Below are 17,212 nucleotides of genomic sequence, written 5' to 3'. Positions count from 1 at the left end.
CGGTAGGTTGTGATCGGCTGCTCGTACGAGCGCGGGCACCGATGCACCACGGGGGTACACGCGATGAGTTCGACCACTGCATGGAGGGCTGCCGGGGACCACGAGCTGACACTCGATCCCTGGGCAGGGCCGAAGCCGGTGCTCCGCTGCCGCACCGCGGCGGGCCGCGAGCTGAAGAAGGTGCCCCCTGCACTCAAGACCGAGCCGCTGGTGCAGGAGTTGACCGCGCTGGCGGAATGGATCGGCGACCACGCCGTCCAGGCGCAGACGAGCGTCGAGCGGTGGATGACGCAATGCCTGCCGGTGCCCGCCACGTTGATACGGCAGGTGTGGCCCGACCCGTACTGGCAGCGCGCTCTGCGGTACGCGGTGATCGCGCCCTACGGCGGGGCGGGCGACGGGACGGCGGAAGAGCCGGACGTGCGGCGCGCCGGGGTACTCACGGGCGTCGCGGCGCGCCCGGGCGGTCCTGTGCTGGTGGTGACGGGGCTCGACGGGGAACACGAGCTGGACGACGCCCTGGTCGTGATCCCGCATCCGGTGCTCCTCGACCCGCGCGGCACCGGCCTGCTCGAACGCTGGCGGAAGCTGCTGGATCCGCTGGGCGGGGAGCAGGGGATCGAGCAGCTGCACCGCGCGGTGTACGTACGGCCGGACTGCTCGCCCGCGCCCGCCGCGGGAACGCGGAGCACACGCGAGGGGATCAGGGTCTTCCACGGCGCCTCGTACGAGTCCGGTGCCCGCTTCGAGCGCTCGGTGGCGCGGTTCGGCGGACGCATCAGCGGGGAGCACGCCGGATTCACGTTCGGCCACCAGGGGCGCTGGCACGGCATGGTGGCCGACCTGCGCTACCAGGGACCGCTGGCTCCGGTGAGCCTGAACGACTTCCGGTTCACCGACGTCCGGGGGTGGCAGGGATCCGGGACGTACGACGTGGTGCCGAGGACCGTCTGGTCCGAGGGGATCAGAGCGATCACGGCCCTCTACGACGAGCGGGAAGCCGCTGAGGGGCGCTCCCTCAGGACCATGCCCGCCGACGGGGCCTCCGGGTACCAGTCCTTTCTCGTCGCGTGCGCGGAGTACGCCGCGACAGGCGCACCGGAGGCCGGCCCTCCGGAGCCATGGCAGCCCGCCGACGCACGCCGGCTCCTCGACGCGGGCGCGGTGCTCGCGGGCGACCCGGCCGGCCCGGACGAGGAACCGCTGACCGCGCGCCGCTACGGATCGCCGCTGCTGGAGGACGGCGGGCATTTCGTACGGCTGGTCGTGGCCCGGGCCGTCGGGGCCCAGGACGCGGTGGCGCGGTCGCTGGGCCTGGAGCCCGACACGGGCGAGGCCACGCCGGTCGGCCGGACACCGGTACGCCCCCTGGACTTCCTCTCCCGGGTCTGCCGGGTGCACCCGGAGCTCGCACGGCAGGCGATGGGACTGCTCGCTCCGCTGCGCACCTGCGCCAAGACGGCCGATACGAAACCGGGCCGGGCAGCGACCCAGCTTGCGGCCGGCATGAGGAAACTGACGGCACCTCACCCCGAGCTCCTGCCCTTCGCCCTGGACGAGGGGGCGCGGATCGTGGCCGCGGCGGGCAGCGTGGCGATGGCCAGGCCGCTCTACACCGAGGCACGCACCGCCGAGAAGCGGCTGGGCCGCATCGACGAGAGCGCCCTGTGGGAGCTCGTCTCCGAGTTCCGTGCGCTCGGCGTCGTCGACGAGAAGCTGCTCAGGCAGTACCGCGACGACATCGCCGCGCGCACGACGGCGGGCGAGGCGTACGAGCGCTACCGCCGGCTCGTCCTCGCATCGTGCCGCAGGGAGAACGGGATCCCCGCGTCCTTCGCCGTGGAGCTGGCGGAGGGAACCGGCGGCGGCCCGTTGGCCGCCGACGACACCAACACCGAGATCTTCCACCGGCTGCTGCGAGGCGGCGCACTGTCAACGGCCACGGCGCCCGTATGGGAGGCCTGGGCGGCGCCGCTGGAGCGGGATCTCGCGGAACACCCCGACACGGCCGGACACCTGCGGACCCACCTGCCGGAGCCCCGGGGCTCCTCGGCCGTGGCGAAGACCGCGGCCGCCGAGGCCTGGCTCGCCCTGATGGCACGCCTCGGCCTGCTGGAACGGCTCACCGGAGGGGCGGAGCCCGCCTCCGTCGCATCGACGCAGGCGGCGAACGCCTGGCTGACGCTGTTCCTCCGGCGGTACGCGGGCCTGCGCCAGCCCGTCGCCGGTCTGGAACCGGTGGTGGCGTCGATCGCGGCACGGATGCGCGCGGCGGGCGAGACCCGCGACCCACTGCTCGGGCTGGAGAGCAGATCGCTCGGGGGTGACTTCTGGGGCGTCGGCATCGACCTCGAACTGCTCGTCCTCATGCGGCGCGCGGGAATGCCCCTCGCCGACCCCAAGGACGGTCAGCGCGTCTTCGCCCTGCAGTGGATACAGCGCCGGGGGACCGACGGTGTCGAATCCGTACTGGGCGATCCCGCGTTCCGCGAGCCGATCCGCACCGAACTCACCGGCACGGTGCGGGGGAGCTACGGCTACACCGTCACACGGCACAGCCTGACGCCGTTCCCGAAGGTCACGAAGCGGGTGGCAGCGCTGGAACCACTGCGGGAGCTGATGACCGGGATCCTCGACGAACGTGCACGGCGCGTACGGGCGGGCGGCACGGGCGGGCTGTTCGCCCTCCAGGACCTGCTGCTCCATGTCGAGCCCTTCGTCGTCGCCGGGGCGGCGAAGCACTTCGACGCGTACGTACAGGAGGCACTGGCCGCCGATCCGGCGGCACTGCTGGCGGACACCCTGCGCGCGCACTGCGTCGGCCACGGGCACGACAGCGGCCGGCCGGACACCTGCGGACTGCGGGAGGTGACCGTCGACCACGCGCGGAAACTGCTGGAGTCGACGGACACGGCCACACGGCAGCGCCATGCGCAGGGGTTCGCCGTGGAACCGGCCACCCGCAGAAGCCGGTACCTCGCCTTCGACGTGGGATCGGAGTTCGCGCAGGACCTGCTGCCCGGGATCGAGGCGGCCCTGCCGCAGCCGACGGACGAAGCCTGCCGATCGCACGCGCTCGGCGTCGTACAGGGCGTGCTGTGGTGCGAGACGTGGCAGGCAACGCTCCGCCGGTTCGTGCGCGTGGGAGGATGAGTTGATGGGGACACGACTGCCTTTCGGAGACACGTTACGCGCCGCGCTGGGAGTGCCCGAGCGCCCTCTCAGACTGAGCAGCAGCCCCCGCTCGCGGGTGTGGCGCGTCGAGTTGCCGACGTCGACAGCGGTGGTGAAGCAACTCGTCGGCGGTCCCGATGCCGACGAACGGTACGCCCGTGAAGTGGCCGCCCTGCGGCTCGCGGCCCGAGCCGGTGTCCCCGTGGTGCCGGCGCTGCTGGCCACCGATCCCGCCGAGCGGGTCCTGGTGTTGGAGCATCTCGAACATCAACGCCCGGCCGGCGACTGGATCGTCGGGTACGCGACCGCGTTGGCACGGCTGCACGCCACGGCCCGCCCCGATGACGTCGGGGCGCTTCCCCGATGGCAGGGACCGAACCAGGGCGACGTCGAGTCCTTCCTGCGCCTGGCCGGTGCGCTGGAGGTCCCGGTCACGTCAGGCGTGTCCGGCGAACTCGACGCCCTCGTCGACAGGCTCGACCAGGCACCCGGGCACGCCCTCCTCCACGGGGATCCCTGCCCCGGCAACGATCTCCACACGGCATCGGGGATCAGATTCATCGACTTCGAACAAGCCTCCTTGGGCAGCGGCGTGATGGAGCTCGCCTACCTGCGCATCGGCTTTCCGACCTGCTGGTGCGTCACTTCGGCGTCGGAGCCGCTGCTGGAGCGGGCGGAGAACGCCTACCGCGAGGCGTGGCGCACCGCGACGGGCTCAGAAGCCCACGGTGGGCTCGCCGACGCGTGCGCCGGCTGGCTGATCCGAGGCGACGCACTGGTCCAGCGGGCACACCGCGACGGCACGGACCACCTCGCCCGGACTCCCCACCAAGACTGGACGTGGGGCACCGCGACCGCCCGCCAACGGCTCGTGCACCGGCTCGACGTCGTCGGCCGGATGGCGGCCGACGACGCCTCCCTCACCGGCCTGAGCAGCCTCAGCACCGCCATGCGTCACCGCATGCTCGCCCGCTGGCCCACCCTTGGGCCCGTCCCCACACAGCGGCCCTGAGCAGCCCCGGACACCCACGAGGGGCCTCACCCCCGCCCGAAACGTCACCGCTCTGCCTACCGTCCCCACACCGGCTCCAGCGCCCGGCCCAGGCGCTCCAGCCACTCCTGCGCCGTGCCCCGTACCCGCGGGTGGTTCGCGCGGAAGGCCTCCCAGTCCACCGACCACAGCGCGACGACGTCCAGGCGCAGGGCGTCCGCGGCAGCCGTACGGCCCGGCTCGTGGCGGAACACCGTGCGCAGCAGCCGCGGGGACAGTCGCGTGGCTTCCGCCTCCGCGAGAAGTACGGCGTCGTAGAGGTCCTTCGCCTGCGCCCGGCCCTCCGCGGCGCAGTCGGCGTGCAGCCACAGCAACTTCCAGGCGAGCGACAGTTCACGGCTCGCGGTGCGCACGACGGTGGGGCCGGTCCCGTCACCACGGGGTATCGCCGTCGGAACGGGCGGCTCCGGGAGCCACTCGTCGCGGGCAAAGTCCAGCCGCACCACGCCCGGCGGGAGCCCCTCCGCCTCCCAGGGGATGCTCAGCCGGATGCCCGGGGTGTCGTACTCCGAGTAGGTCCAGGTGCCGTCGTCCCGGGCGGCGTCCGCGTCGAGGACCACGCCCGGCGCGGCCACCGGACGCTCACGCACCAGATCGAGCAGCGTCTCGTGCGGTGGGCAGCCCTCCGGCTCCGCTTCGAGGACCCAGCGCAGCCCTTCGGGCGGTACCGCAGGCCGAAGGCTCCTGGTGTCGAACTCCTCGAACTTCCAGATCTCGTACCGCTCCGCGCCGTCGGCCGCCTCGGGCCACTGTTGGACGACCTCCACCCCCTCCACGTACGGATACGGGTGCCCGGCATCGATCGGGACCAGCAGAGGCGGGGGAACGATCCAGTCCAGGTCCGCAGGCTCCCGCGCGTCGGCCCCCACCCATGCCGCCATCACCATGCTCCCGCGCAGCACCAGGTCGTCACCCAACGGCGACCCGGCGACGAGGCCGAGCAGGTGATCCAGCACAGCCCGGTGCGCGGCGCGCCCGCGTTCGCGCGCGAACTTCCCCGAAGAATCCTTCACTGCCGCCCCACACGCGCCCGTCCGCTCACTGGTGGCCAACGGTACTGATCACCACTGACAGCGACGAAGGACGGGCCGGGTCGCGGCAGGCAGGACTACGGGGTGGTGCGGGCCGGGAAGGAGAAGGTGTAGCCGTGTGCCCTGAGCCACGGCAGGTACTCCTTCAGCGCCGCGACGGTCTCGCTGCGGTCGCCGCCCCCGTCGTGGAAGAGGACGGTCGGCTGCTGCGGGAGCTTCTCCTCAAGGGCGGAGATGATCGCGGGCAGGCCCGGTTGGCTCCAGTCCTTGGGGTCCACGCTCCAGCCCAGCGGCCGCATCCCGCTGGCCGCGGCTATCGCCCGGCTGTCGGGGGTGAAGGCTCCGCCAGGCGCGCGGTAGTACCCGACGGGGACACCCGGTACGGCCTTCTCGATCATGGCCTTGGCGTCGAGGATCTGCTGCTGCTGGTAGGCGACGGGCTTGTGGTCCATGGTCACGTCGTGGTCGACGGAGTGGTTGCACAGCCGGTGCCCGTCGGCGGCAACGGCGCGCGCCAGGTCCGGGTACTTCTGCGCCTTCGTCCCGATCATGCAGAAGGTGGCCTTGACGTGGTTCTCCCGCAGCACCTTGAGGACCTGGGGCGTCCAGCGGGGATCCGGGCCGTCGTCGATGGTGATCGCGACGTCGCGGCCCGCGCCCTGCGCCAGCCTGGATATCCCCAGCGGGACCCCGGCGGCGCCCTGGACGGATCCCGAGCCTCCGGAGGCCTCGGAGTGGCGGCCGGGGGCCGTGACCGGGGACCGGCCCGCGGAGTCGTCCGTCGCGGCGAGGGCGGGGGTGCCGGCTGCCGCCAGAAGGCCGAGGACGGCCGCCGCCGCGGCGGATCCCGCACGCAGACGACGTGCGGAACTGGTGGTGATGCCCATGGACGCGCTCTTCCTTTGCGCTCGGCCCCCGGATCTCGCGTTGCCGATCCAGGCTAGGTCATGCGTCCGGGCCCCTTCCTCGTCCGAACGGCCCCTTCGACGGCCCCGCCGGGGGAGCGAGGCAGGCCCTGGCCAGCGTCCGCACCCGGTCTGCGGGAGTCGCACGGCGCACGGCGTCCCGCCGCGTGTGAGCAGTGTCACCGAACAGCCGGCGCGAGAGGCGGACGAGGAGGCCGCGCATCGATCTTCAGCCGGACACCCCGCGCCCGTTCCGGCCGGCAGAGTACGGGCACAGCCGGCCTGAGACGCGATTCCGGGCACCTGCCCCGGCCGCGGCCCGTAGGCTGCGGCGATGCGCGCCGGATCCGGGTTCCTCGACAAGCTCACGGGAAGGTACCGGGCGCTCGTCGTCGACTCGCTGCTCGCACTGGGCTACGCCGGCGCGGGCCTGCTCCTGGGGCGGGAGCAGCCGCCCGTCGGATGGCAGCCCATGGACGGGCTGGGGGCGGTCCTCACCGTACTCGTGGGTCTGGTGCTGCTCGCCCGCCGCATCGCGCCCGTCGGGGTGTTCGCCACCAGCAGCGCGCTGTGGATCCTGTTCATCGCCTGCGGGTACTGGCCGGTGATCAACTCGATGCCCCCGCTCCTCGGTCTGTACACGGTGGCGGCGACCCGCCACCTGCGTACTTCCCTCGTCTGTGCGGTGGTTGTGTCCTGCACGTGGGTGTACGCGGGACTGGGCAACGCCGACAACAGCTCCATGCCGACCGTCTTCGCCCAGGCGGTCCTGTTCCCGGCCGTGGTGTTCGTCGTGGGGCGCGGCTCGGGACGACTTGCCGAGCGGAACAGGCAGTTCGCCGAACTGACCTGCCAACTGCGCAGACAGCAGGAGGAGAACGCCCGCCAGGCACTCACGGAGGAGCGGGTGCGCATCGCCCGGGAACTGCACGACGTGGTCGCCCACCACATGTCCGTGATCTCGCTCCAGGCGGGCATGGCCTCGTACGTGTTTCCCACGAATCCGGCGGTGAGCCGGCAGGCCCTGGACACCATCGCCCGTACCAGCAGGGAGGCGCTGGAGGAGATGCGCCGCATGCTCGTCGTGCTCCGCGTCGGCCGGGAAGGGCCACCGGAAGGGCGGGCGCATCCGGCCGATGCCGACGCCGCCTACGCCGCCGAGCCGGAGGACGGCGGTGCGTACGCGCCGGCCCCCGGGCTGGACCTCCTGGACCGGCTGCTCGAGCGGGTACGGGGCGCGGGGGTCCGGGCCACCATGGAAATCGTCGGTTCCCCCACACCCCTTCCGCAAGGCATGGCGCTGTGTGTCTTCCGCGTGATCCAGGAGGCACTGACCAATGTGCTCAAGCACGCCGGGCCGACCAGCGCGGACGTCACCATCCGCTACGAGAGCCGCGCCATCGTGGTGTCGGTCACCGACGAGGGAAGCGACAACTCCCGCCCGGACACGGTGATCACACCAGGTCACGGATTGATCGGGATGAGCGAACGCGCGAAGATCTACGGCGGCACGGTCACCGCCGGCCCCCGCCCCCTCGGTGGCTTCGAGGTCCGCCTCGTCCTTCCGTCACCCCGGACGGGAGCCCGGCTCTAAGCCCTGTCCGGGCGGGGACCGGAGATCATCGACAGCAACAGTGCATGGGTCTCGGCGTCGGCGGCCGCCACGAGCCCGCGGCCCGCCGGGCCGAGCGGGCCGCCGTCCAGCCCCGTGACCACACAGCCGGCGGCCCGGCACACGGCGATACCGGCGGCGAAGTGCACGCTTCCGGACAGGTCACCGCCATCGGTGACGTACGCCGCCCGCTTGCCTGCCGCGACCCAGGCCAACGCCAACGTCGTGGACACGACCCGCGGCCGGAACCGCTCGACGAACCCGGCGTCGGCCAGCAGGTCCACGGCCCGGAATCCGGGCGCACTCGGGAACGGCGGATCCAGGTTGACGTCCACCAGCCGGGTGGCGGGCGTGGGTGCCAGCCGTGTGTCGACCCCTGCGTTCCGCACGCGGGCGGTCTCACCGTCGGTGAAGAAGACCTCGCCGCTGAACGGGTCGGCCACCGCCGCCGCCCCGTCGCGCAACGCCACATTGACGGCCACCAGCATGTTGCCGACGGCGTAGTTCAGCGTGCCGCACAGGGGATCGACCAACCACTGGCGGACGGCGGCGGCCGCACCTTGCTGCCCGCCCTCCTCGCCCAGCACCGCGTCGTCGGGCCGAGCGGCACGGATGACACCGAGGATCGCCTTCTCGGCCTCCACGTCGGCAGCGGTGGCGAAGTCCCCGGCGCCCTTGTCGATCCGCGAGAGCGGCCGGCCGTACATGCGGCCCACCACGTCCGCACCGGCACGTGCCGCGGCTATCGCGACCCCGGCATCATCAAGGTTCGTGTGTAAGTCGATCATGCTCTGGAGCATACCGGGCCACCCCGGCGCACCCATGGCTACCGGACCAGCGCGAAGGTACCGGCCGCGACGGCCCCGCCCACCGCGGCGCCCACCAGCACCTGGCCGAGGGTGTGGTCCTTCAGCTCCACCCGTGACCAGCCGACGACGGCCACCACGGGGTAGGCAAGGAGCGCCCACGGCCCGTAGGTCAAGGCGAGCATGGCCACGCTTCCGGAGGAGACGGCGGCGTGCACGCTGATCTTCCAGGCGGGGGTCACGGCGAGCAGCGCGGCCAGGGTGCTCAGCATGGCCGCGATCAGCGCGATCATCGTCCTGGGGGCACCGAAGGCCCACAGCAATGCGGTGCCGGTGGCGACCGACGCGATGATGAAGGCCATCACGATGATCCGCTGCCGCCGCTGGCCGACGTGCCGGTCGGCCCAGCGGCCGCGGCGGATGCCGTACTTGATGAAGGCCAGCGGAATGCCCGCGGCGAACAGACAGCCGACGAGACCCCATCCGATCCCGGCGAGCCGGCCGGTGTGCCAGCCGATGAGGAGGGTGTCGGCGATGATCCAGGTCTTGGGATCGAGCCCATCGGTGATCAGGCGTGCGGCCCGGGACTCACCGGGCCGCGTGGTGGTGGCGGCCCTCCGCTTGCGGCTCGGCCCTGCCGCCTGCCGGCCCGTCAAGGGGTGGGGGACCGGAACATGACGGTTCCGTACGTGTAGCGGCCGGGATCGGTCAGGGCGAGGCTGCCCGCGCCGTAGTCGACGGCCACGCCGCCCAAGGACAAGGTGGTGTCGGGTGCCTTCACGGTGCTGATCTGGGTCCTGGTGCCGTCGTTCGCCGCGTAGGCGTAGACGGCCATGTCCTTGGTTGCCTTCCCTCCGAGGACGTACACCATGTCTTTGTCGGATCCGAGGAATCGAGGAATGGTGAGCGTGTCGACAGGCTGGGTCCACCGCGTGGCGCCCGTCTCCAGGTCGAAGGCGACGATCTGAGCGAGTACTGAGCTGCTGCTCAGGGAATCGCCCGCGACGACGTAGGCCGTGGATCCGCTGAAGGCGATGTCATAGCGAGCGGAGCGGCCGAGGCGGCTGCTCCGGTTCAGCTGGACCGGGCCGGCGTCGGAAGCGAGCGGGATGACCCGGGCCACGCGGCCCTCACGGGTGAAGGTCATGAGCTCCGGATTCTTGGCCTCCCCGAGGGCCGAGGGCGTGAGGATCACGGCCATGGGGCCGCCGTCGATCACACCGACGCGCGATTCCTTCGGGATGGACACGGGCTCGGGGGACAACTCCTTGCCCGTGGCGTCGAGAGTGACCACCCAGTTCCGCCATCCGGTGCGCTGCACGGCGAGCACGACCATGATCCGGTCGTGGTGGGTGCTCATGGTCCAGTTCAGCACGTACTCGTTGAGGGGCACACCGGCGTTGCGCCAGGTCCACGCCTCGGTGCCGTCGGGACGCATGCCGACGACGGTGTTGGGGGTCATGACCGCGAGGACCCCGCCGGCGATGAAGGCCAGCCGGGTGGTGTCGTCGGTCAGCGGTTTGCCGTCCATGGGCGCGCCGGACACCTGCTTGGTCCAGGCGATCGAGTTGCCGTTGCGGGTGTCGATCAGTGAGACGCGGTCGCAGCTGGCCTTGGTGTCGAGCGGGTCGCCCTTGATCCACGCGATCGCGCCGAGGCCCTCGGCGGTCAGACCCTCGGTCATACCGCAGGGGTGCATGTCGGGTTCGGGCGGTGCGAGGGTGCCCAGCGGCTTTCCGGTCGCCGGGTCGAGGATCTCGACGCCGGTCCCGCGGCCCACGTAGTAGGCGGTCTTCGTGCGCCAGGTGGCCATCAACGGCGTGCGCAGCGTGTGCCCTTCGGCGGGGGCCGTCTTCCAGGCCTGGGCGAGCTGCGCCGGGACGAACGGTTCCTTCGGCGCCGGGCTGCTCTGGGGCGCCGGGCTCTCGGCGGTGCCGCCGCAGGCTGTCGCGCCGGTGAGGAGGAGAGCGGTGGTGGCGGTGGCGGCGAGGATCCGGCGGCCGCGGTCCCGCAGACGGGTGCCGCTCCGCCGTGGCGGTATGGGGCCGCGGCCTTCGGCGGGGTGCGGCCGCGAGTGGTGCGCCATGCGCTGGTGTTCTTCTTTCGCTCTGATGGGTGGTGCGTGCTGAGGTCGGACTCGTGCCGCGCGGCCGCCGAAGTCGGCGCTCGCCTAGGAGGAGTGTGTCAGGGCCTGCGAGATGATCCAGACGGCCCATGCGATGGGGATGAGCGTCACGTAGGCCTGCGGCCGACGGAGCACCGCCGGGCCCGTGTCGAGGTGGGTGCGTCCCGGCGCGGGCGTCGACGGGGGAAGCTTGCTGAACTTCCGGTAGCCCAGCAGGTTCCATATGAGCGTGAACGGGTTGAAGATCACGAGGGAGAGCGGCCCCCACCATCCCAGGACCAGCGCCCTGGTGGTCATCTGCCGGACGACTGCTATGCCACAGTCCCGGCAGAACGGTCCGTTCAGGTGCTCGAACTTCATCATGATGAGAATGCCCATGTGGGACCGGACCTTGAAGTCCTCGGCGTACTGCCCGCCGCACGCGCGGCAATGGCGCGGCGCGTGGCTCGCGGCCGCCGGGGCTCCCCAACCGCCGGGCACGGGCCCCTGGTTCCAGGGTGCCTGGGTCTGGCCGTACTCTCCGGCGGCACCGTACGGGTTGCCCGGTACGGGGCTCTGGTCGGACGCCTGGTGCTGCGGTGTTGCCATGGTGAACGGTTCTCCAGGATTGCTCGTGCGTGCCGACACCATCCGCGGGCGGAAGTGTGTCGGGATGCGCCCGGGCTCTGCTTCATGGGCGCCGTGCACATGGCGGACTCCCGGGCGCTGATCTGCGGTGATGTGATCATTCTGGGGGCCGACCGCGGGGAACGGATGAGTGCGCGTACTCAGATCGGGGCGGCCGCGTGCTCAGACTCCCGAGAGGGCGGGCGGGCGGAGCCGGTGCGGCTGGCAGTATGACCCCGTGGCCCGCACAACCGAAAACCGCGACCGTGCCGCCGCCGACCGGGTACGGACCCGTCTGGCGGCTGCGGCCGCGGCGTTGGTGGTCGTCGGTGCGGGACTGGGTCTCAGGGCCGTGACGACGGGGAGCGTGGCCAAGTACGGCGGAGACGCGCTCTACACCGTGCTCCTCCTGAGTCTCGTCGTGCTGGTGGCGCCACGAGTATCGCCCCTGAGGGCCGCCGGAAGCGCGCTCGCGGTCAGTTGCATGGTCGAGTTCCTCCAGCTCAGCTCGGTGCCGGCGGACCTCTCCCGACGCAGCACGGTCGCCCGCCTCGTGCTGGGTTCCACCTTCAACCCGCCGGACCTCTTGTGGTACTCGGTGGGCGCGGCAGCCGGATGGCTCGTCCACACCGCCGCGGTGCGGTCCCGCCGCGGTGGGCGGGGGAGCGGGAAGCTCCCGCCCCCTCCCTGCCCGTCTGCCTGAGCCGCTGCCGTCGAGCCGGCCCTCAGGCCATCTCGTCGCGGATCACGTTGCGGTGCTCCTCGTAGACGAGCCGCGCGTCGTCGTTCGGGAGCGCCGGGGTCGTGAGGCCGCAGGCACAGGTCACCACCGTGAGGTCGGACAGAGCGCGCAGGGTGTGGCCCTCGGGGCCGGTCCGGGTGGTCCCCGCAGGCCTCTCGTATCGGAGGTTGTGTGGGTAGTGGCGTGTGCGGGCAGCGGCCGGGGCGATGCCGTCGCTGACGTGTTCGAGGGTGAAGCGGTGCTCGCTCATGGGTCCAGTGTCGTCTGCCGGACGCGAGTAACGCGCGCTCGCGCGGCAGGACACGGCGAGAGTGCCACGAGCCGCGCTGCCGGGCGTCCACGAAGGCGGGCCTTCCCCCGGGCCGCGCGGCGGCGGACGTTCCATGGTCCGTCGCACGCGCCGGGCACGTGATCGCCTCACCCGGGAGGGTGCGTCCTCCGAGGGCTCCCTGCCCCACCGGCACCCACCGGCACCCACCGGTACACCTCAAGACCGTGATGCGGGGTCAGACGGAGGCGAAGACCCCTTCGTGCGCGTCGTCGAGGACGAACCCGTTGTCGAACCGGACGCGGACCGTCACGCGGAGCGTCTGCTCCTGGTAGGCGATCCACTCGGCTTCCAGCGACCTGACCTGCTCTTCGAGCTGTTTCCTGGTACCCGTGGGCATCTGGTGGCCGAAGTCGTCGAGGAGCGACTTGAGCCGTACGTACTCGCGGACCTCCCGGCTCTGTTCCTCCTGCTCGGGATCGTTCACCCGCTCGACGGTGCCCTCGATGCCCGATGCCAGGGAAAGCGAGCCGGCGACGGTACCCGTGTCCGCCGGGAGGTCCTCGGTGTCCGCCGCGGGGTCCTCGGCCAGAACGACCGACCCGGCCAGCCTGAGGTCTGCTGCCAGCGTGACCCGCTGGCCTTGTTCGAGCGTCATGGATCCTTCATCTCTCCGGTCGGTCGGGCCGCGCCCTCGTACGCGCACGGTGGTGGCCCCGGTCGCTGCCATTATCCGGCCTGGCCGGCGGCACGGAGCCGGGTGGCGGCCGCTTCGGCCTCCCGTACGACGCGGTCGGTGTCGACCTCGACCAGACGGCCGCCGAGCTTCAGCGCCCGTCCGTCCACGAACACGGCGTCGACGTTCTCGGGGCGCCCGTTGAAGACGACCTGGCCGATCCAGTCGAAGCGCGGCGCGAAGTTCAGGGCCGCCGGGTCCACGACGACGAGGTCGGCCCGCTTGCCGGGGGTCAGGGAGCCCACCTGGTCGGCGATGCCGAGGGCCTCGGCGCCGCCCAGTGTGGCCATCCGCAGGACGTCGTGCACCTGCGGGAAGACGCCGGCGTCCGTGGCGCGGGCGCGTTGCAGGCCGATGGCCGTCTTCATCAGCGCGTGGAAGTCCGAGCTGTCGTTGGTCCCGCCGTCCAGGCCGAGCCCGACCTTGACGCCCCGCCGGCTGAACTCGGAGAGCCGCATGATGCCGGAGGCCAACCGCATGTTGCTCAGCGGGCAGTGGGCCGCCCGCACGTCGTGCTCGGCGACGGCGGCGATCTCGGCGTCGGTCAGGTGGATCGCATGGTTGACCAGGAGCCGCGGACCCAGCGCGCCGATGTCGGTGAGGACCCCGATGGGGTCGTCGGCGCGCTGCTCGGGGCGCTCCAGGACATGGGAGTTGAGCATGACGCCCATGTCCTGGGCGAGTTCCCAGTGCGCGCGGTTGAGGTCCTGGACGGCCCGGGCCGCATGCGTGGCCACTTGGAAGGAGCCGAGCGGAACCGGGTCGACGAGTTCCTTCTTCACCTTCCTGACCAGCACCCCGTCGGGCTTGGGCGGGAACATCGCGTAGGTGAACCGCACCCCGGTGCCGGCCAGGGCCCGTACGTAGCTCTCGATGAGGTCGTACGAGAAGATGTCCACCCAGTCCACCAGCGTGGTCACGCCCGACTGGACGGCGTCGAGGGCGGCGAGTCGGACGAAGCTGTGGACGGCGGCGGGCGTCAGCCGGCCGCGCTGGGGGTCGGTACACCCCTCGAACCAGCCGAACAGGTCGCGGTCGGTACACCCACCGCGGATCACCGCCTGCCAGAGGTGGGTGTGGGTGTCGACGAATCCCGGCATGGCCAGCTTGCCCGTGGCGTCCACCACCCAGGCGCCGCGCGGTGCCCGGAGGGCCGTGCCCACGGCGGTGATGGTGCCGTTCTGCATCAGGACGTCGGCGTTCGCTACGGCGCCGAGGGGGCCGTTGCCGACGGCGGGGTCCATGGTGAGCACCAGCGAGGCCCCGCGGAGCAGGACCGCCCGGTCTCCCTGGCTTCCTTGGCCGACCTCGACGGGCTGGACGTGCCCGACGGGCTGGTGGGCGGGGCGGCCGAGGAGAGCGGGACCCGCCGTGACGCCGAGGACGAGCGGGGCGGCGGCGGCCAGACCGAGGCCGGTGAGCAGATCGCGCCGGCTGGGGGCCGACGGCGGTGTGGGGATCGACTGCATGGCGTGGTACCTCCCGAGGGCTCAGAACGGAAGGCCCGCCCGGGCGACGCCATGGGAGGGCGTCGAGCAGTGGCGGGAGATTACACGCATCATGCCCAGCGAACGGCCTTTCGATAGGCACCAGTGGAAAACATTTTCCGCTGTTGTCGCTCCTGGGGGTGATGGTGGTCCGGGGACACGGTGTGGCGGCAGCGGCTGAGGGCGCGGCTGCCGAACATGTTCGATGACGCCTTGTGGGAGGTCGACAACCTGGCCTCCGGCCGGATCCCCGATCCGGTGGACTACATCGGCATGCGGCGCCGAGCCGGCGGCGCCCTCTGGGCCGCACAGCTCGTCGAACGCGCCCTCGGTCTCGACCTGCCGCCGGTTGTGCGCGAACAGCCGGCCCTGGAGCGGCTGCACGAGGCGTTCGCCGACACGGCCTCCCCACAGGCCTCCGACGGCCGCGACACGGCACGCTGTCTCCAGGGCCTCAAGGACTGGGCTTGCCGGAGACTACGCCTGGCACGAGCGCACCAACCGCTACCGGCCCGAGGCCTGGCAGCACAAACGTCCCCACCCCACCGCGGTGCCGGTCCGCCCCGGCCGCGGGAGCGGCTCCGGCCGCGCGTGCGGACGTAACCGTAAGGTCAGCCCCCGCTGCCGGCGAGGCGGCGCATCGTGTCCATGAGCTCGGGCGGCGGGGCGATGCTCATCGTCCTGGTCTCCTCGTCGAAGACGGTGATCGTGGTCAGGCTGCCCGCCCGCCACCAGAACACGCGCGGCGAGAGGCGTCCGGGACCGTCCTCGTAGGCGCCGAGACCGAACTGGGCGAGGTCGTTGACGGCTTCGCCCACATGGCGGTCGGCGAGCGGGTAGAAGACGAGGTTGTGGCGGTTCGGGACCGTCAGCAGGACGCCCTCGGCGGGAAGTTCGGGCCCGCCCGCAGCGCGTACCGCCTCTTCGAAGACGAGCGCCTTGCTGGCGGCGTAGACGGAATCGCCGCCGATGATGTGGAGCACGGCGCCACCGGGCCGCTCGATCGTGTCGTAACCCACCGGCTCGGCAAGCAGGTTGGCGCGCGCGGCCGCGTAGAGCACGTCGCGGTCCACCCGGGCGACATCCTGGTCGTCCAGCAGGCGGACGCTGTCCGGAGTGTCGTACGCGATGCCTTCGAGAAGGTCGGTCGCGACGGGCCGCAGGTAGCCGAACTGCTGGGCGGCCTCCGGCGGTATGGACTCGGCGGCGGCCAGCCGCAGATAGACGTTGCGCAGCGGGTCCGCGGCGGCGTCCTGGGCGGCGGGGGGAGTCTGGTCGGTCATGCGCGCTTCCTTCGGCGATGGGGTGGGGGGCGGGCCTGCGCGGCCGGGCTCGTGCACGGGCGCGCGGGAGGCGGTCGGCGGGGAGCCTGTGGGCGAGCGAATGGGAGGACGGGAGGACCGCCCTCGCGGGGGTGCGTCCCTGTCTGCGGGGCAGGTCCGGGATCAACCGGACACCGGCACCGTACCAGCGCGTTGCGGACGCCAGTGGTCCGGGGGCGGGACGTCTCCGGGTGGCACGCACAAGGCCCCGGGACGAGTGTCCCGGGGCCTCGTTGTGCACTTCGCTTGACCGTCCGGTTCAACGACAGACCGGCCGTTGGGTTACGCCTACGGGATATCGAGCTCGGCGGAGGCCATTTGTGAGGTCGCCACGAGACACAGGAGACGCGTTGTCCATGGCGAGGAGCCGAGTGAGCGCTGATGATGCGCTGGTTCCCCGAGCTGGTCGATGACGAGGCGTGACCGGGCTCCAGCCGACGGGGCTCGGGCCGGCGGCGGCGGACCTGGCGGAATGGCGCGAGGGCGGTGAACACGCCGGAAGGGAGCGCCTTGCCGGGGCTATTCGGTGGGGTTGGCGGTGGCGAGGGCGGCGGTGTAGTGGTCGGGGGCATGGAGGTCGGTGAGGGTGTAGCCGGGGATGGCGGCGGGGGTGGGGTGGGAGCCGACGTAGGGGTGGGTGAGGCCTTCGGCGAGGCCGTGGCCGGTGGCTTTGAGGATGGCCTCTTTGCGCGTCCAGATGCGGGCCAGCGCTTGGGGGCGTTGGTCTTCGGGGAGGCTGGTGAGTTCGTCGGTTTCTGTGGGGTGGAGGGTGTGGAGGATGTCGGTCACGGTCTGAGGGGTGGGGGTCAGTTCGACGTCGATGCCGGTGGGTCGTGTGGCGAGGGCGAGGTAGGCGAGGTCGCCGCTGTGGGAGAGATTGAAGTGGAGGGGGGAGTCGGGCGTGGTGGGGCGGCCGTGGGGTCCGCCACAGGTGGGGCAGTCTTCGCGGGTGAGGCGGATGTGCTGTGGGGGGAGGTTGATGTAGGCGCCGAGGATGATGCGTAGGCCGAGGTGGGAGGCGAGATAGCGGTGGCGGTCGGCGGGCTTGATCATTCGCTCGGCGCGGGTGCGTTCGTTTGTGTCGAGGATGGCTGCCGCGGTGTTGACCGGGTGCCCGCCGAGGGTCTCGGTACTGGTACTCCAGGCCCAGACGATGGGAGTGCTGTCGGTGGGGGCCGGTCCGATGTGTGGTGGCTGGCCGCAGAGTTGATTCACATGCTCGATCACCTGTCCGAGGGTAGACCAGCCGGCGGGTGTCCGGACGGGTACCCGGGCGGGCGTCCGGGGGGTGTGGGGTTTTTGGTGTGCGGGTGATGGGGCGGCGTGTGGTGTGAGTACGGTCTGTTC

Annotated in this window: 16 protein-coding genes; 5 read left to right on the top strand and 11 right to left on the bottom strand. The window is 71.8% G+C overall.

The window, feature by feature from the left end; translation table 11 throughout:
- The first annotated feature begins 63 nt into the window (after window positions 1-63).
- Complete coding sequence (locus ACFYZ4_RS33555; protein ID WP_390785676.1) at window positions 64-3,153, top strand: DUF4132 domain-containing protein; 3,090 nt, start codon at window positions 64-66, stop codon at window positions 3,151-3,153.
- Between the two features lie 4 nt (window positions 3,154-3,157).
- Window positions 3,158-4,186 (top strand): phosphotransferase, encoded by a 1,029-nt coding sequence (locus tag ACFYZ4_RS33550; protein WP_390785675.1) that lies wholly within the window; start codon window positions 3,158-3,160, stop codon window positions 4,184-4,186.
- 56 nt (window positions 4,187-4,242) lie between these two features.
- On the opposite strand, the gene ACFYZ4_RS33545 is transcribed toward ACFYZ4_RS33550, so the two are convergent.
- Window positions 4,243-5,238 carry a nucleotidyl transferase AbiEii/AbiGii toxin family protein gene (locus ACFYZ4_RS33545; RefSeq protein WP_390785674.1) on the bottom strand — a complete coding sequence of 332 codons (996 nt, stop codon included), beginning with the start codon at window positions 5,236-5,238 and terminating at the stop codon, window positions 4,243-4,245.
- A gap of 95 nt (window positions 5,239-5,333) precedes the next feature.
- Window positions 5,334-6,143 (bottom strand): polysaccharide deacetylase family protein, encoded by an 810-nt coding sequence (locus ACFYZ4_RS33540; RefSeq protein ID WP_390785673.1) that lies wholly within the window; start codon window positions 6,141-6,143, stop codon window positions 5,334-5,336.
- A 352-nt stretch (window positions 6,144-6,495) separates the two neighbouring features.
- On the opposite strand from ACFYZ4_RS33540, the gene ACFYZ4_RS33535 reads away from it, so the two are divergent.
- Window positions 6,496-7,755: a sensor histidine kinase gene (locus ACFYZ4_RS33535; protein ID WP_390785672.1), complete on the top strand. Its 1,260-nt coding sequence runs from the start codon at window positions 6,496-6,498 to the stop codon at window positions 7,753-7,755.
- On the opposite strand, the gene ACFYZ4_RS33530 is transcribed toward ACFYZ4_RS33535, so the two are convergent.
- The 4 genes from ACFYZ4_RS33530 to ACFYZ4_RS33515 all read right to left on the bottom strand — a co-directional run bounded on the left by ACFYZ4_RS33530 (window position 7,752) and on the right by ACFYZ4_RS33515 (window position 11,292).
- A complete protein-coding gene (locus tag ACFYZ4_RS33530; protein WP_390785671.1) occupies window positions 7,752-8,561 on the bottom strand; it encodes an inositol monophosphatase family protein in 810 nt (269 codons plus the stop codon). The two genes, ACFYZ4_RS33535 and ACFYZ4_RS33530, sit on opposite strands and share 4 nt — an antisense overlap.
- A gap of 38 nt (window positions 8,562-8,599) precedes the next feature.
- Window positions 8,600-9,235 carry a hypothetical protein gene (locus ACFYZ4_RS33525; RefSeq protein WP_390785670.1) on the bottom strand — a complete coding sequence of 212 codons (636 nt, stop codon included), beginning with the start codon at window positions 9,233-9,235 and terminating at the stop codon, window positions 8,600-8,602.
- A complete protein-coding gene (locus ACFYZ4_RS33520; RefSeq protein ID WP_390785669.1) occupies window positions 9,232-10,665 on the bottom strand; it encodes a PQQ-binding-like beta-propeller repeat protein in 1,434 nt (477 codons plus the stop codon). Before ACFYZ4_RS33520 ends, ACFYZ4_RS33525 begins: the two co-directional genes overlap by 4 nt.
- An 84-nt stretch (window positions 10,666-10,749) precedes the next feature.
- Window positions 10,750-11,292 carry a hypothetical protein gene (locus tag ACFYZ4_RS33515; protein ID WP_390785668.1) on the bottom strand — a complete coding sequence of 181 codons (543 nt, stop codon included), beginning with the start codon at window positions 11,290-11,292 and terminating at the stop codon, window positions 10,750-10,752.
- Between the two features lie 256 nt (window positions 11,293-11,548).
- Here ACFYZ4_RS33515 and ACFYZ4_RS33510 point away from each other — a divergent pair, with 256 nt between their 5' ends.
- Window positions 11,549-12,013, top strand: a complete 465-nt coding sequence (locus tag ACFYZ4_RS33510) for a DUF2809 domain-containing protein (protein ID WP_351300162.1) — start codon at window positions 11,549-11,551, stop codon at window positions 12,011-12,013.
- Window positions 12,014-12,035: 22 nt separating this feature from the next.
- Here the strand turns inward: ACFYZ4_RS33510 and ACFYZ4_RS33505 are convergent, their stop codons facing one another.
- The 3 genes from ACFYZ4_RS33505 to ACFYZ4_RS33495 form a co-directional block, all read right to left on the bottom strand.
- A complete protein-coding gene (locus ACFYZ4_RS33505) occupies window positions 12,036-12,302 on the bottom strand; it encodes a hypothetical protein (RefSeq protein WP_351300165.1) in 267 nt (88 codons plus the stop codon).
- A 256-nt stretch (window positions 12,303-12,558) separates the two neighbouring features.
- On the bottom strand, window positions 12,559-12,978 hold the full coding sequence (locus ACFYZ4_RS33500; RefSeq protein ID WP_390785667.1) for a hypothetical protein: 420 nt from the start codon (window positions 12,976-12,978) through the stop codon (window positions 12,559-12,561).
- A gap of 71 nt (window positions 12,979-13,049) precedes the next feature.
- The gene (locus ACFYZ4_RS33495) at window positions 13,050-14,525 is read right to left on the bottom strand and encodes an amidohydrolase family protein (protein WP_390785666.1); all 1,476 of its coding nucleotides are present in this window, start codon (window positions 14,523-14,525) and stop codon (window positions 13,050-13,052) included.
- 180 nt (window positions 14,526-14,705) lie between these two features.
- Between ACFYZ4_RS33495 and ACFYZ4_RS33490 the strand changes: the two genes are divergently transcribed.
- Window positions 14,706-15,146 carry a hypothetical protein gene (locus tag ACFYZ4_RS33490; RefSeq protein WP_390785665.1) on the top strand — a complete coding sequence of 147 codons (441 nt, stop codon included), beginning with the start codon at window positions 14,706-14,708 and terminating at the stop codon, window positions 15,144-15,146.
- A gap of 8 nt (window positions 15,147-15,154) precedes the next feature.
- Here ACFYZ4_RS33490 and ACFYZ4_RS33485 read toward each other — a convergent pair whose 3' ends face one another.
- Both ACFYZ4_RS33485 and ACFYZ4_RS33480 read right to left on the bottom strand, forming a co-directional pair.
- Window positions 15,155-15,826, bottom strand: a complete 672-nt coding sequence (locus tag ACFYZ4_RS33485) for a hypothetical protein (protein WP_390785664.1) — start codon at window positions 15,824-15,826, stop codon at window positions 15,155-15,157.
- 558 nt (window positions 15,827-16,384) lie between these two features.
- Window positions 16,385-17,092 carry a 4'-phosphopantetheinyl transferase family protein gene (locus ACFYZ4_RS33480; protein WP_390785663.1) on the bottom strand — a complete coding sequence of 236 codons (708 nt, stop codon included), beginning with the start codon at window positions 17,090-17,092 and terminating at the stop codon, window positions 16,385-16,387.
- Between the last annotated feature and the right edge of the window lie 120 nt (window positions 17,093-17,212).

Source organism: Streptomyces sp. NPDC001513 (genome assembly GCF_042894695.1).
In the GTDB taxonomy this organism is placed as follows: Bacteria; Actinomycetota; Actinomycetes; order Streptomycetales; family Streptomycetaceae; genus Streptomyces.
The sequence above is the reverse complement of the archived record's forward strand: the minus strand, read 5'-3'. Positions and strand labels throughout refer to the sequence as shown.

Coding starts and splice junctions, on each gene's coding strand:
- ACFYZ4_RS33555 (WP_390785676.1), top strand. CDS start 64: ATGAGTTCGACCACTGCATGGAGGGCTGCCGGGGACCACGAGCTGACA.
- ACFYZ4_RS33550 (WP_390785675.1), top strand. CDS start 3,158: ATGGGGACACGACTGCCTTTCGGAGACACGTTACGCGCCGCGCTGGGA.
- ACFYZ4_RS33540 (WP_390785673.1), bottom strand. CDS start 6,143: ATGGGCATCACCACCAGTTCCGCACGTCGTCTGCGTGCGGGATCCGCC.
- ACFYZ4_RS33535 (WP_390785672.1), top strand. CDS start 6,496: ATGCGCGCCGGATCCGGGTTCCTCGACAAGCTCACGGGAAGGTACCGG.
- ACFYZ4_RS33530 (WP_390785671.1), bottom strand. CDS start 8,561: ATGATCGACTTACACACGAACCTTGATGATGCCGGGGTCGCGATAGCC.
- ACFYZ4_RS33520 (WP_390785669.1), bottom strand. CDS start 10,665: ATGGCGCACCACTCGCGGCCGCACCCCGCCGAAGGCCGCGGCCCCATA.
- ACFYZ4_RS33515 (WP_390785668.1), bottom strand. CDS start 11,292: ATGGCAACACCGCAGCACCAGGCGTCCGACCAGAGCCCCGTACCGGGC.
- ACFYZ4_RS33505 (WP_351300165.1), bottom strand. CDS start 12,302: ATGAGCGAGCACCGCTTCACCCTCGAACACGTCAGCGACGGCATCGCC.
- ACFYZ4_RS33500 (WP_390785667.1), bottom strand. CDS start 12,978: ATGACGCTCGAACAAGGCCAGCGGGTCACGCTGGCAGCAGACCTCAGG.
- ACFYZ4_RS33495 (WP_390785666.1), bottom strand. CDS start 14,525: ATGCAGTCGATCCCCACACCGCCGTCGGCCCCCAGCCGGCGCGATCTG.
- ACFYZ4_RS33485 (WP_390785664.1), bottom strand. CDS start 15,826: ATGACCGACCAGACTCCCCCCGCCGCCCAGGACGCCGCCGCGGACCCG.